The 13067-nt window shown below is 68.9% G+C and carries 13 protein-coding genes; 5 read left to right on the top strand and 8 right to left on the bottom strand.

Annotated features, from left to right (window positions below; genetic code table 11):
* Positions 1-3: 3 nt before the first annotated feature.
* A complete protein-coding gene (gene hypF, locus G015_RS0101735) occupies positions 4-2319 on the bottom strand; it encodes a carbamoyltransferase HypF (RefSeq protein ID WP_020146068.1) in 2316 nt (771 codons plus the stop codon).
* Positions 2316-2576 carry a hydrogenase maturation nickel metallochaperone HypA gene (locus tag G015_RS0101730; protein ID WP_018139810.1) on the bottom strand — a complete coding sequence of 87 codons (261 nt, stop codon included), beginning with the start codon at positions 2574-2576 and terminating at the stop codon, positions 2316-2318. The genes hypF and G015_RS0101730 overlap by 4 nt, the downstream gene beginning before the upstream one ends.
* 201 nt (positions 2577-2777) lie before the next feature.
* Between G015_RS0101730 and G015_RS0101725 the strand changes: the two genes are divergently transcribed.
* The 5 genes from G015_RS0101725 to G015_RS0101705 all read left to right on the top strand — a co-directional run bounded on the left by G015_RS0101725 (position 2778) and on the right by G015_RS0101705 (position 7788).
* Positions 2778-3095, top strand: coding sequence for a hypothetical protein (locus tag G015_RS0101725; RefSeq protein WP_020146067.1), 318 nt, complete (start codon positions 2778-2780; stop codon positions 3093-3095).
* A gap of 209 nt (positions 3096-3304) precedes the next feature.
* On the top strand, positions 3305-4207 hold the full coding sequence (locus G015_RS0101720) for a DMT family transporter (RefSeq protein WP_018649162.1): 903 nt from the start codon (positions 3305-3307) through the stop codon (positions 4205-4207).
* A 175-nt stretch (positions 4208-4382) separates the two neighbouring features.
* Entirely contained in the window at positions 4383-5732 is a 1350-nt protein-coding gene (gene gdhA / locus G015_RS0101715) for an NADP-specific glutamate dehydrogenase (RefSeq protein ID WP_018175114.1), read from the top strand.
* Between the two features lie 270 nt (positions 5733-6002).
* Positions 6003-6419 (top strand): CBS domain-containing protein, encoded by a 417-nt coding sequence (locus tag G015_RS0101710; protein ID WP_018175115.1) that lies wholly within the window; start codon positions 6003-6005, stop codon positions 6417-6419.
* 358 nt (positions 6420-6777) lie between these two features.
* Complete coding sequence (locus G015_RS0101705) at positions 6778-7788, top strand: MBL fold metallo-hydrolase (RefSeq protein ID WP_020146066.1); 1011 nt, start codon at positions 6778-6780, stop codon at positions 7786-7788.
* A 120-nt stretch (positions 7789-7908) separates the two neighbouring features.
* On the opposite strand, the gene G015_RS0101700 is transcribed toward G015_RS0101705, so the two are convergent.
* Genes G015_RS0101700 through G015_RS0101675 form a run of 6 tightly spaced genes read right to left on the bottom strand, consistent with a single transcriptional unit; the run spans position 7909 to position 12951 of the window.
* Positions 7909-8415, bottom strand: coding sequence for a hydrogenase maturation protease (locus G015_RS0101700; protein WP_020146065.1), 507 nt, complete (start codon positions 8413-8415; stop codon positions 7909-7911).
* Positions 8416-8423: 8 nt separating this feature from the next.
* Positions 8424-9722 carry a Ni/Fe hydrogenase subunit alpha gene (locus tag G015_RS0101695; protein WP_020146064.1) on the bottom strand — a complete coding sequence of 433 codons (1299 nt, stop codon included), beginning with the start codon at positions 9720-9722 and terminating at the stop codon, positions 8424-8426.
* The gene (locus G015_RS0101690; RefSeq protein WP_018139818.1) at positions 9719-10507 is read right to left on the bottom strand and encodes an oxidoreductase; all 789 of its coding nucleotides are present in this window, start codon (positions 10505-10507) and stop codon (positions 9719-9721) included. Before G015_RS0101690 ends, G015_RS0101695 begins: the two co-directional genes overlap by 4 nt.
* Positions 10504-11379: an FAD/NAD(P)-binding protein gene (locus tag G015_RS0101685; protein ID WP_020146063.1), complete on the bottom strand. Its 876-nt coding sequence runs from the start codon at positions 11377-11379 to the stop codon at positions 10504-10506. Before G015_RS0101685 ends, G015_RS0101690 begins: the two co-directional genes overlap by 4 nt.
* Positions 11369-11842 (bottom strand): cyclic nucleotide-binding domain-containing protein, encoded by a 474-nt coding sequence (locus G015_RS0101680; RefSeq protein ID WP_020146062.1) that lies wholly within the window; start codon positions 11840-11842, stop codon positions 11369-11371. The genes G015_RS0101685 and G015_RS0101680 overlap by 11 nt, the downstream gene beginning before the upstream one ends.
* Positions 11839-12951: a sulfite reductase subunit A gene (locus G015_RS0101675; protein WP_020146061.1), complete on the bottom strand. Its 1113-nt coding sequence runs from the start codon at positions 12949-12951 to the stop codon at positions 11839-11841. Before G015_RS0101675 ends, G015_RS0101680 begins: the two co-directional genes overlap by 4 nt.
* Between the last annotated feature and the right edge of the window lie 116 nt (positions 12952-13067).

Here is a 13067-nt window from a genome sequence, read left to right as displayed (position 1 = left end):
GGGTCAGTCTCCTCCTTCCGGTCGGGCCGGGTGTGCGGCGTGGCGCGCGACCACCGCCTGGCCCAGCGCCAGTCCGCCATCGTTGGGCGGCACGGCCCGTGGCCACAGCGGGCGAAAGCCGGCGTCGCACAGGGCCGCCACGCAGCATTGCAGCAGATGCCGATTCTGGAAGCATCCGCCGGTCAATGCCACGGTCTCGCGCCCGCCCGCCTGGGCAGCCGCGACCGCGAACCGCGCCAGTGCGCTATGCAGCCGTGCGGCGATCGCCCCGGGGGTGGCACCGGCCGCCTGCGCGGCCAGCAGGGCGGCGATCAGCGGGGTCCAGTCCGCCTGCCAGGGCATGGCGTTATCCAGCACCAGATCCGGGGCATCCGCTGCTCTCGGTGAGGCCTCCGCCGCCTGCTGCACGAGCATCGCGGCCTGCCCCTCGAAGCCGGCACCGGTGCGCAGCCCGGTCAGGGCCGCCACCGCATCGAACAGCCGCCCGACGCTGCTGGTCCAGGGCGCATTGACCCCGCGATCCAGGGCGCGGAGCAGGGGTGCCCACTCGGCATCGCTAAACAGCGCCCGGACCGGGCTGGCCGCCAGGGCCGCCGTATCGCCCGCGAAGTGCGCATGCAGCAGCCCGAGCAGCGCGCGTCGCGGCTCGCGGATCGCGGCCTCGCTCCCCGGCAGGCGGAACGGGCGCAGGTGACCCAGACGCTGCCAGTCGCCATCGGCGCCCACGGTCAGGCACTCGCCCCCCCAGAGCGTCCCGTCGGCACCCAGCCCCGCGCCGTCCCAGACCAGCGCCAGGGCCGGGTCCTGTACCCCGTGCTCGGCCAGACAGGCCACGGCATGGGCGTGGTGGTGCTGCACGGGGAAGACCGGCGCGCCCGAGCGCTCGGCCAGTGCCGTGGAGGCATAGTCCGGGTGCCGGTCGCAGGCGATGCGTTCGATCTGCGCGCCGCAGAGCCCGGCCAGCGCGCGGGCCTCGGTGTCGAGGCGGCGCAGGGCCTGATCGCTGTCGAGGTCGCCGACATGGGCGCCGAGTACGACCTCGCTGTTCAGGGCCAGCGCCGGTGCCGCCTTCAGATGGCCGCCCAGCGCCAGCGTGACCGGGCCGGGCTGCCCCATCGGGATACGAAGGGGCAGGGCTCCCCGTCCCAGGCGCAGGCACTGCGGCTGCCCGGCCGCGATCTGGAACACGCTGTCGTCCAGCGGCCGCGCAATCGGCCGGTTGTGGTCGAGGATGGCATCCGCGATCCCGCCCAGCCGGGCCACCGCCTCCTCGCCGTCGATACAAAGCGGTTCGCCGCTGCGGTTGCCGGAGGTGCAGACTAGCGGGGTGCCCAGCGCGTCCAGCAGCAGCTGATGCAGGGGTGTAGCGGATCGCATCAGTCCGAGGCGGTTCAGCCCCGGGGCGATGTTGCCGGCCAGCGGCGCGCCAATCTTGCGATCCACCAGCACGATCGGGGACTCCGGGCTGTCCAGCAGTGCCCGTTCCGCAGCGCATACATGGGCCAGACGCCCCAGCCAGTCGCCGTCCGGCAGCAGCACCGCCAGCGGCTTTTCCGGGCGTTGCTTGAGCGCGCGGAGGCGGGCGATGGCCTCCTCGCAGGTGGCGTCCGCCAGCAACTGGAACCCGCCCGCGCCCTTCAGGGCCAGGATCTGCCCCGCGCGCAGGGCTGCCATGGCGGCGTCCAGCGCCGCATCACCGGTGGCGCATTTGGTACCGTCCGGCGCGCGCAGTACCAGCCTTGGCCCGCAGTCTGGGCAGGCCATCGCCTCGGCATGGAAGCGCCGGTCTACGGGGTTCTCGAACTCCGCCCGACAGGCCGGGCACAGCGGGAAGTCGTGAAGGGTGGTGCTGGCACGATCCCAGGGCAGTCCCGTGGCAATGCTCCAGCGCGGGCCGCAGGCCGTGCAGGCGGTGAACGGATAGCGGTAGCGCCGCGCCGTCGGATCGCGGATCTCGGCCAGGCAGTCGGGGCAGGGGGCACGGTCCGGGGCCAGGGCGGGGGCACCGCCCCGGTTCGGCCCCGCGGTGACCCGGAAGCCGGCCGCGCCGGTGGGGGTTCCGGGGCTGACAGAGATGCCATCGATCCGCGCGGCCACCGGCGCCTCCTGCACCAGTGCCGTACGAAACGCATCCAGGCTGGCCGCGTCCCCCTCGGCCTCGATCACCACGCCCGCGGGCGTGTTGCCGACCGTTCCGGTCAGCGCCAGGCGTTTTGCCAGCGCCGCGACGAATGGCCGGAATCCCACGCCCTGCACCCGGCCGGTGACAACCAGGCGCCAGCGCTCCCGCGCCGGGGTGCGTGTCGTGGCCGTGTTCACGCCACGTCCAGGCTCCGCAGCAGGATCTGTTGTGCCTCGGGGTGGGTCTCGTCATCCGAGGTCTCCACCTCCAGCTCGGCGCCCTCGGCCAGCGTGCCGCGGGTGCCATCCTCGAAGTGCTCGCGGAAGTGCTCCGGCGTGATGTGCGACAGCGCGCCCAGCCACACCCGCACCCGGGTCACCCGCTCGGCGTTATTGTCCGCCGCCACATGCTCGATCTTGCGCATCAGGTCGGCCATCAACGAAAACTCGTGCATCTCGACTCCTTGGGTTCGGTGCGCCAGCGCTGTCGGTGTCTTCCCCAAGCTTCCTCCAACCCGGGGGTGCGCTCAACCGCACGGGCACCGATATTCTCCGGGCCCTTGTATTCGCTGCCCTGCATGGCGCCTCTGGTGCGCCTGCCCGTCGTGCGCGAGGCTGTGCATCCAGGTGACAGACCCCTTCCGCCGGAGACGCCCATGCACATCCACCTCGATACCCCGGACCTGATGACCCGCGTGCGCCTCGAATCCCGCTGGCGCTCGGCCGGGGCCACGGTCACCAGTGGCGATGGGGCCGAGCGCCCCGATCTGGTGGTGGTCGACCTGGCGACCCGCGACGTGGACACCGTGGCCAACTGGCGCGAACGCTGTCCCGATGCCTCCATCCTGGCCTTTGGCCCCCACGTCGAAGGCGCGATGCTGAAGGCCGCGCGCCAGGCGGGAGCCGACGCGGTCGTGGTGAGAGGCAAGGTCGCCGACCGCGTGAGCCAGCGGATCGAGGAAGCCGTGTCGTAGCCGCCTCATGCCCCGCCAGCAGAGCAGCCAAAGGCCTGGCAGGGTACCGTGGTTCTGGACGCGCCCTTCAGGGCACGTATCCTGCAGGGGCTCCAAGCGGGATGCCGGCGCCTTCCCAGCCAGCGGACGGGCAGGTGGCCCGAGAACCTCGGCCTTGTTCCGTCCCCGATGACGGCCCGTTGCATACAACGAAACAAAGGGAGCTATTGATGGGCCTGGGTGTGGGACTGGTGGTGCTGGCGGCCTTCTTCTGGGGGCTGTCCGGCGGGATTGGCGGCATCCTCATGGCCGAGGGCTGGGATGCCTTCGTGGTCTCGTTCTACCGCGGCGCCATCGGCCTGCTGTTCGTACTGATCTGGCTCGCCTGGCGCCCGGGCGGCAGCGGGCTGGGGAGCGGCAAGATGTGGTTCTGGTCGGCCGTGGCCGGTCTGGGCGTGGCCGGTAACTTCGCGTTCTACTTTCTCAGCATCGCGCATGGCAGTGTGGCGGTTGCCGCCACGCTGATGTACTGCGCCCCGGTGTTTGTCTACATCATCTCTTTCGCTCTGAAGCTGGAAACCCCCACCACGCTCAAGCTGGTGGCCATCGCGATGGTCATGGTCGGCATCGTCCTGCTCACCCAGATCTACGACACCGGAGCCGGCGGCGTGACGCTCATCGGTGCCGGTGCCGGCCTGCTGGCGGGCCTGTCCTACGCGATCTTCATTTTTGGCTTCAAGTACGCGGGCCAGCATGGCAGCCCGCAGGCGATCCTTACGATTGCCTTCGGCGTGCTGGTGATCCTGCTGATGCTGCCGGGCGACAACACGCAGATGGCCGCAGTCCTGACTACCACGGACTGGCCGCTGTTCGCCGCGCTGGGCGTGTTTGGAGCGGGCCTGTCGTTCGCGTTCTACATCAACGGGCTCCGGACGACCGCGCCCGCCGTGGCCTCTATCGTGGCGATGATCGAGCCGGTCACCGCCACGCTGTTCGGGGTCGTGATCCTGCACGAAAGCCTGGCAATCGTTCAGATCATCGGGATGGCCCTCATCCTCGTCACGGTCACCGCCCTCAGCGTCTCCTCCCGCGCGACCCCGCCCGCGCCCGAACGGGACCGCGTCTCGGAGTGAGTCCGCTTCCGCGCCCCACGGGCGCCTCCAGGCTTCCCGCAGACGCCCATCGGCCCGAGAGTCGGTCAAGCGGGTGGCGCGACAGCCGCGCAGCCCCGGCATGGGGCGGTCGGGATTGTTTTCCTGCTGCTCCGCGCCTAAATTCGCGTGAATCTGACCATCAGGATACGACCCAATGAACGGAAGTCTCGACGAGAAGCTTGAACCCATTTATCAGGAAGTCCTGCACCGCAACCCGGGCGAGACGGAGTTCCACCAGTCGGTACACGGCGTGCTGGATACGCTGGGCCCGGTCCTGGTGAAGTACCCGGAATTCGCCGAGCTGAAGATCATTCAGCGGATCTGCGAGCCCGAGCGCCAGATCATCTTTCGTGTCCCCTGGCAGGACGACCGCGGCGAGCTGCACATCAATCGTGCGTTCCGCGTGCAGTTCAACAGTGCCCTGGGGCCGTACAAGGGAGGCATTCGTTTTCACCCGTCGGTATACCTGGGGATCATCAAGTTTCTGGGCTTCTCGCAGGTGTTCAAGAATGCCCTGTCCGGACTGCCGATCGGTGGCGGCAAGGGTGGCAGCGACTTCGATCCCAAGGGCCGCTCCGACGCGGAGATCATGCGCTTTTGTCAGAGCCTGATGACCGAGATGTACCGCCACCTGGGCGAATACACAGACGTCCCCGCGGGCGACATCGGTGTGGGCCAGCGCGAGGTTGGCTACATGTTCGGGCAGTACAAGCGCCTGACCAACCGCTTCGAGTCCGGCGTATTCACCGGCAAGGGTCTGGACTGGGGCGGCAGCCGTGCTCGCACCGAGGCCACCGGCTACGGGGCCGTATTCTTCACCGAGGACATGCTCAAGGCCCGCAATGACTCGCTGGACGGCAAACGCATGGTGATCTCCGGGGCCGGCAACGTGGCCATCTATGCGACCCAGAAGGCCCAGCAACTGGGCGCCCGGGTGGTTGCCTGTTCCGACTCGCGTGGGGTGCTGCTCGATGAGAACGGTCTGGACCTGGAGCTGGTCCGCCAGATCAAGGAACGCGAGCGTGGCCCGATCAGTGCTTATGCCGAGCGCAAGAAGAGCGCGAAGTACACCGAGAACGGCTGTATCTGGGATATCCCCTGCGAAGTGGCCCTGCCCTGTGCCACGCAGAACGAACTGACCGGCAAGAATGCCAAGACGCTGGTCGAGAACGGCTGCATTGCGGTGGCCGAGGGCGCCAACATGCCGGTCACGCCGGAGGGCATCCAGACCTTCCGCGAGGCCGGAATCGCCTTCGGGCCCGGCAAGGCGGCCAACGCCGGCGGTGTGGCCACCAGCGCCCTGGAGATGCAGCAAAACGCCAGCCGGGATTCGTGGACCTTCGAACACACCGAGGCCCGCCTGCAGGAGATCATGTCCAACATCCACCGGACCTGCCACGAGACGGCCGAGGAGTACGGCGCACCCGGCAACTACACGGTGGGTGCCAACATCGCCGGTTTCGTCAAGGTGGCGCGCGCCATGGAGGCGCTGGGTCACATCTGAGCCAGGGAATGCCAGTACCGCCCGGGGCTTCACGCCGCGGAGTCCTGGTGCGGTCGTGAGGGGTGCGCCGAGCCGTCCGAGCGGGCACGCGCGATTAATTCAGTGTCTCCCCCGGGTCCGTCCTCGGTCGAATGGCTGTGGGCTTCTCAATCGACCTCGTCGTTCGGAGCCCATTCCTCCGCTTCGCCCGAATGATGAAATTATTCGCCTGGCCAGTGCCCTAAGCCTTGGCTATACAAGAGTAATTACTCATACAGCGAGGTCAGGGCCATGGACATCAAATCAGCCATGCACCGCGGAGTGGAGTGGTGCGCTCCGGATACGTCCATCATCGAAATCGCAAAGCTCCTGCGCGAGAAGGATATTGGCGCAGTCCCGATTGGCGAGAACGATCGCCTGATCGGCATGCTGACCGATCGTGACATCGTCTGCCGTGGCATCGCCGAGGGCAAAGAGATGGCGTCCCTAACGGCGCGTGATGTCATGACAGCGGGGATCATCTACTGCTTCGAGGACGATGACCTCGAACACGCCGTACACCTTATGGAAGAGCGCCAGATCCGCCGTCTGCCGGTTATGAACAAGGACAAGCGGATGGTGGGCATGCTGTCCCTCGGAGACATTTCCCACTCGGCCACCCACGAGCTTTGCGGCGAGTTTGCGGCTGCGGTTTCCGCACACCATTAGGGAAACCTGGGGTGCCAACCACACAAGCCATTGCCAGCAGGCGCCCGGCCGCCCGTTGTTGACGAAAACGGGCGCGCCCGATGCTGCGGTTCCGTTGTGCTGGCGGATCCTCTTGGGCTACCGCCTGCCAGGCCCGTGAGCCCGGGTCCGGCCTCTCGTTCGCAGGGCATCGTGGAGCCCCATTGCAACGCCGAAACCGCGCCTCCAAGCGCCTGAACGTCGTCGTGGCTGTGCATTCTCGTCCCCGTTCAGCCGGTTGCCGAACTCCAACCCCGGTTCGTCCGGTTAGCGGTTCCTGCGACACTGGAGCAAAAGGCCCCGAAGGCCATGTCGGGGCCATTCGCGAGGGGGTTCGCTGGTGACGCCACTGTTCCACCCCCATCTGGTCAACGGACCCTGCGGCGACCCGGCGCTCTATATCGACTGCCTGTTCCAGCGCCGCGCGCTGTTGTTCGACCTTGGCGAGATGAGTCGCCTGCCTCCGCGCCGGGTCCTGCGCCTGTCGGACGTGTTCGTCTCGCATGCCCATATGGACCATTTCATCGGCTTCGACACCCTGTTACGGCTGCTACTGGGCCGCGATGCGCACCTGCGGCTGTACGGACCGCCGGGTCTGATCGAGCGTGCCGGCCACCACCTGCAGGGTTACACCTGGAATCTGCTGCACCACTACGCGACCGAACTGGTGTTCGAGGTAACCGAGTTCGGCGCCGATGGTCGCCATGCCCGCGCACGGTTTCGTTCCGGCGACAGCTTTCGCCGCGAGGACGCCACTCCGCCGGCACCCGACGATGGCGTACTGCTCGACGAACCCGGCTTCCGCATCCGTGCGGTGCACCTGGATCACGGCATCCCCTGTCTCGGTTTTGTGCTGGAGGAGAAGACCCACATCAACGTCTGGCGCAACCGACTCGAGGCCCTCGGCCTGCCGACCGGTCCGTGGCTCGCGCACCTGAAGCGCCTGGTGCGGGAGCAGGCGGCGGACGACACCCTGGTGGAGGTCGCTTGGCACGACCGCCACGGCGAGCATCGGCGCGAACTCCCGCTCGGGCGCCTGCGCCGGGAGGTACTGCAAGAGACTCGCGGGCAGAAGATCGCCTACGTGACCGATGTCGCCTTCCACGAGGCCAACCGCCGCGTCATTGTGGAACTGGCCCGGGACGCGGACCTGTTCTACATCGAGGCCCCGTTCCTCCACGCCGCGGGACAGCGTGCCGCCACCACGGCCCATCTGACCGCGCGTCAGGCGGGTCAGCTGGCCCGCGAGGCCGGTGCGCGGCGGGTCATCCCGTTCCACTTCTCCCCTCGCCACAGCGGCGATGAATCCCTGCTGGAGGCCGAAATCCTCGCCGCGTTCGAGGGACGCTGACAGCGCCCCGGGCTCCAGACTGTCGCCGGCAGGTCACCTTGACCCGCCATTTGGCCACCATAGCCGGCCCTCCAAGGTCCTGAGCGGTCTCCATATCGCGTCTTTCGCCAGCACGTTCAATCAGTTCGAGTGCTGTGACCCTGCTCTGTTGGTGCACGGAGGTTGCCCGTGCATGGCCGCCGCGAGGTCGTCGGTGATTCGGGAGACGGCTGAGGCAATGGACTCGCGGACCTCGTGCGAGAGATCGGCGGCGTCCTTGAGGCACGTCGGTTCGATGCCGTGGACGATGAGGGTGTCCGGCAGCTCGCCCAGGGAGCGGGCCAGTTCGACGGCCTCGGCGAGGCCGATGCCGTGGGAGGAGTAGCGGGCGCCGCGCGGCAGCGGCTCGCGGGCGTCCAGGCGGTGGAGTGTGCCGGGGGCGGCGCCGGTGACGATGGCGTCCACGAGGATCACCGGATCATGGCCCTGCCACAGCTCCATCAGTTCGGCGGGTTCGCCGTGGCTTTTCGCGGTGGCGAGGCCCGGGGTGTCGACCAGCGCGTCCACCACCGCGTGGCCGATGCCGTCGTCGCCGCGCCAGGGGTTGCCGATGCCGATGACCAGCGGCCCCTTGTGCGCGCGATCCATGCCCCCGCTCACTGGCGCTCGACGGTGAGGTCGAGGAAGTGGGTGGCGCAGGAGATGCAGGGGTCGTAGTTGCGGATGGCGACCTCGCAGTGGTGGCGCAGTTCGTCGTCCGGCAGGTGGAGGTGGGTCTGCACCAGTTCGCGCAGGTCGGCCTCGATGGTGGGCTGGTTGACCGAGGTGGGCGGGACGATCTTGGCGTCGGTGATGATGCCTGCGTCGTCGATGCGGTAGCGGTGGTAGCAGATGCCGCGCGGGGCCTCGGTGGCGCCGAAGCCGGTGCCGGCGCGCGGGGTGACCGGCAGCGCGGGTTGGGCCGGTGCGGCCCGGTAGCCGTCGACCAGACGCAGGGCCTCCTCGAAGGCGAGCACGATCTCGAGCATGCGCACCTGGATGCTGCGAAACGGGTTGCGGCAGGCCGCGCCCAGCCCGGCGCGCCCGGCCAGTTCGGCGGCGCGCGGGGTAAGACGTTCGCGGTTCAGCGCGAAGCGCGCCAGCGGGCCCATGAACACCGGTTCGCCACTGTCGGAGCGGTGGCTGTGCAGGGCGTTGGAGTGGGCCACGTGCTCCTCGGTGAAGACGTCGTCGTAGTCGCGGATGACGGCGTCCAGACCACTGCTCGAGCCGAGCCGGCCGTGGGTGATCGGGTATTCGTCCGGGTGTACCAGCGAAACGAACTCGTAGTCGCGCTCCAGGTTCGGGTAGTCGAGGGTGGCGAGGAATTCGGCGACCTCGCCGGCAGCCTCCAGGCCCCAGGCGAGTTCGTCGCGCAGGCCGCGTACCTCGTCCGGGGTCGGGGTGCGGTAAAAGCCGCCCACCCGCAGGTTGACCGGGTGGATCTCGCGCCCGCCCAAAAGGCGCAGGATGGAGTTGCCGATCTTCTTGATGCGCAGGCCGTTGCGCACCATGTCGGGGTGGTCCTTCGCGGCGGTGACCGCGTCGGGATAGCCAAGGAAGTCCGGCAGGTGGAGCATGAACACATGCAGGGCGTGGCTCTCGATCCATTCGCCGCAGTAGGCCAGCCGGCGCAGGTCCTGCAGCACGCCGTCCACGGTCACGCCGCAGACGTCCTCCATCGCCAGCGAGGCGCCCAGCTGGTAGGCGATCGGGCAGATGCCGCAGATGCGCGCGGTGATGTCCGGGGCCTCGCGGAAGTCGCGCCCGCGCAGGAAGCCCTCGAAGAAGCGCGGGGCCTCGAAGATCGACAGCTTCACCTCCTCCACGCGGTCGCCCTCGGTGCGCACGTACATCGCGCCCTCGCCCTCCACGCGGGCGAGGTAGTCGACTTCGATGGTGCGGGTCTCGCTCATGGTCCGTTTCCTGATTCTTCGCGCTCGCTCTCCTCGCGGAAGGCGTCGGCGCCGGCATTGAAGGTGCGGTAGAAGCGCACGCGGGTGGCGCGCTCCATGCCGAGGGCCTCCAGCTGCCCGGACAGGCCGGGCGCGTTCGGGGTCTCCTTGGGGCCAAAGCAGCCGTAGCAGCCGCGGTGACAGCCGGGGCACAGCGCGCCGCAACCGGCGTGGGTGACCGGGCCGAGGCACGGCGTGCCGTGGGCGACCATCACGCAGACCTGCCCCGCCCGCTTGCACTCCTCGCAGACGCTGGCGCTGGAGACCTGCGGGCGGCGGCCGTAGAGGAACGCGCTGATGACCTCCAGCAGCTGGTACTTGTCGATCGGGCAGCCGCGCAGTTCGAAGTCCACCGGCACGTGCTGGCTGATCGCATCCGAGGTGGCCAGGGTCTCGATGTATTCCGGGTGGGCGTAGACCTGGCGGGTAAATTCCTCGACGTCCGCGAAATTGCGCAGGGCCTGGATGCCGCCGGTGGTGGCGCAGGCGCCGATGGTCACCAGGAACTTCGAGGCCCGGCGGATCTCGCGGATCTCCTTGGCCGCCTCCGGCGTGGTGATCGAGCCCTCCACCAGCGTCAGGTCCCAGGGCCCGTCGATGCGAGTGCGCGTGGCCTCGGGAAAGTGTGCGAGCTGAATCCGGTCGGTCACCGCCAGCAGCTCGTCCTCGCAGTCGAGCAGCGAGAGTTGGCAGCCATCGCAGGAGGCGAACTTGAACACCGCCAGGGTGGGTTGTTCCCGTCTCATAGCTCGCGTATCCGGAAGGCCGGCTCCATCACCGGGTAGGGAAACACGGGTCCGTCGCGGCAGACGAACTGCGACCCGATCTGGCAGTGCCCGCAAAAGCCCACCGCACAGCGCATGTTGCGCTCCATGGAGACAAAGATGTCTTCCGGCTTCAGCCCGCGGCGCTCCAGCGCGGCGGCGGCGAAGCGCATCATCACCTCCGGGCCGCAGGTCATCGCCAGCGTGTTGCGGCGGTCGAAGCCGCCGCGATCAACGAGCTGGGTGACCACGCCAACATCGCCGCGCCATGCGGCGGTGCCGCGGTCTACGGTAATGCGCAGGTCGAGATCGTCGCGCGCGCCCCAGGCCTCCAGCTCGTCACGAAAGATCATGTCCCCGGGCGAGCGGGCGCCGTAGCAGATCACCATATGGCCGAAGTCGTCGCGCCGTTCCAGCGCCGCATGGATCACCGGGCGCAGCGGGGCCAGACCGATGCCGCCGGCAACCAGCACCAGGTCGCGGCCTCGGGCCTGCTCCACCGGCCACGCGGTACCGAACGGGCCGCGCAGGCCGACCACCGCGCCAGGCCCCAGATCCTGCATCGTGCGGGTGACGCTGCCCACCGCGCGGGTGGTGTGCACGATGCCGCCGTCCGCGGTGATCGCGGACACCGAGATCGGCACCTCGCCCACGCCGAACAGGTAGAGCATGTTGAACTGCCCGGGGGTCGGCAGCGGCCCCGGCTCCACCCCCGGTTCGGGGTACAGCGTCCAGCTGAACACCTCGTTGCTGGCGACATCCGGCCGCACCGAACGGATGCGCCAGGGCTGCGGCGCCATCGCCTGTTCCGGCAGGGCGCTGTCGGTGCGGGGCTGCAGGGTCTCAGGTGCCATGCCCGGGCCCTCCGTGGCTGTAGATGTCCAGCGCCTGCAATCGCGCGGCCTGCAGCCGCTGCACGATCAGCGCGGAGAAGTGTTTCATCAGCATGTAGCCGAAGGCCGGATCGGCCTCCATGTGTTCGCGCAGCACGCCGGCATCGAAGCGCAGGGTATGCAGCTCGTTCAGGGCGCGGGCGTCGTAACTGGCGCGATACGGCGGCAGCAGCCATGACCAGCCGAGGATGTCGCCGGGCCCCAGGGTCTGGAAGGTCACGCAGCCTTCGCGCAGCGGGCTCTCCAGCGCGACCTGGCCCTCGCGGATCAGCCAGAAGGTCTCTGTCGGTTCGTGGTCGCGCATCAGCCGCGTGTCCGCCGGGTAGTTGAGCTTCGCGGCGCAGGCCGCCAGCAGGCGCCGGTGCTCCGGCTCCATGTCGGCGAAGAACGGCTGGTCTTCGAGGATCGCCAGGAGCTCGTTCATGCCCGGCCCTCCGGGTCGCGGCGCACCGCGGTGACCTCCTCGGCGATGTCGATCCCCACCGGGCACCAGGTGATGCAGCGCCCGCAGCCGACGCAGCCGGAGGTGCCGAACTGATCGTGCCAGGTCGCGAGCTTGTGGGTGATCCACTGACGGTAGCGCGCGGCTACCGAGTCGCGATGCGGCCCGCCGACCAGATGCGAGTGTTCCTGGTTGAAGCAGGAGTCCCAGCGCCGCACGCGCTCGGTGCGCTGGCCCTCCAGATCGGGCACCTCCTCGACCTGCGAGCAGAAGCAGGTGGGGCAGACCAGCGTACAGTTGGAGCAGGACAGGCAGCGCTCGGCCGTCTCCTCCCAGCGCGGGTGCTCGAAGGCTCGGTTCAGCACCTCGCGCGCGTCGCCCGGCATCTGCCGGCCCATCTTGTCTGGGGCCTCGGCCCAGACGCGTTCGGCCGCCGCCTGTTCGGCAGCGCTGGCGGGGCGCGGTTCCAGCCGCTCGAACATCGCGCGTCCCGCCTCGCTCCCGGCCTCGACGACCAGGAAGTGCGTGGCGCCGTCGATCACCTCGGTCAGGGCCAGGTCGAAGCCCTCCCGCGCGCGCGGCCCGGTGTCCATCGAGGCGCAGAAGCAAGTGCCGCCGGGTTCCGCGCAGTGGGCCGCGACCATGAACACGTCCCGGCGCCGCGCCGCATAGCCGCGGTCCTGCACCGCCTGGCCGAGGAACACCCGGTCCTGCACGCCGATCGCCGCCAGCTCGCAGGCACGCATGCCGATGAACGCGCGCCGGGGCGGTGCCGGCTCGCCCGGCTCGGTCACGAAGCTGCCGTCCGCCTGGCGGGTCAGCCGGAACAGGGTCTCCTCGGGCGGGAACAGGTACTTCTTCCAGGAATGCGGCCCGACCACGTAGCCGAACAGGGCCGCGTCGTCACGCTCGCGCAGGCGGTAGTGGCCGGGGGCGTGCTCGTCCCCCCAGCCCGCCGGCAGGTCATCCAGGCCTTGCACGCGATCGTAGACGATCGCCCCGTCGCGCCGCGTCGGACCCACCACCTCGTAGCCGTCGCCGGCCAGCAGGCGGATCAGCGTATCCACGACTTGTGGTGCGATCACGTGCATGGGTCATCCTCGAACGCTCGCCGCAACCTGCATCGACCTTCGTTCGATGGGCGACCGTGGCTGAAATTATAGTGCGCCAACCCTGGATCGTGATCCATCCCGAAGGGGCCCCTTCC

Origin of the sequence: Thioalkalivibrio sp. ALJ15, from assembly GCF_000383695.1 — a bacterium.
Classification (GTDB): Bacteria; Pseudomonadota; Gammaproteobacteria; order Ectothiorhodospirales; family Ectothiorhodospiraceae; genus Thioalkalivibrio.
The sequence above is the reverse complement of the archived record's forward strand: the minus strand, read 5'-3'. Positions and strand labels throughout refer to the sequence as shown.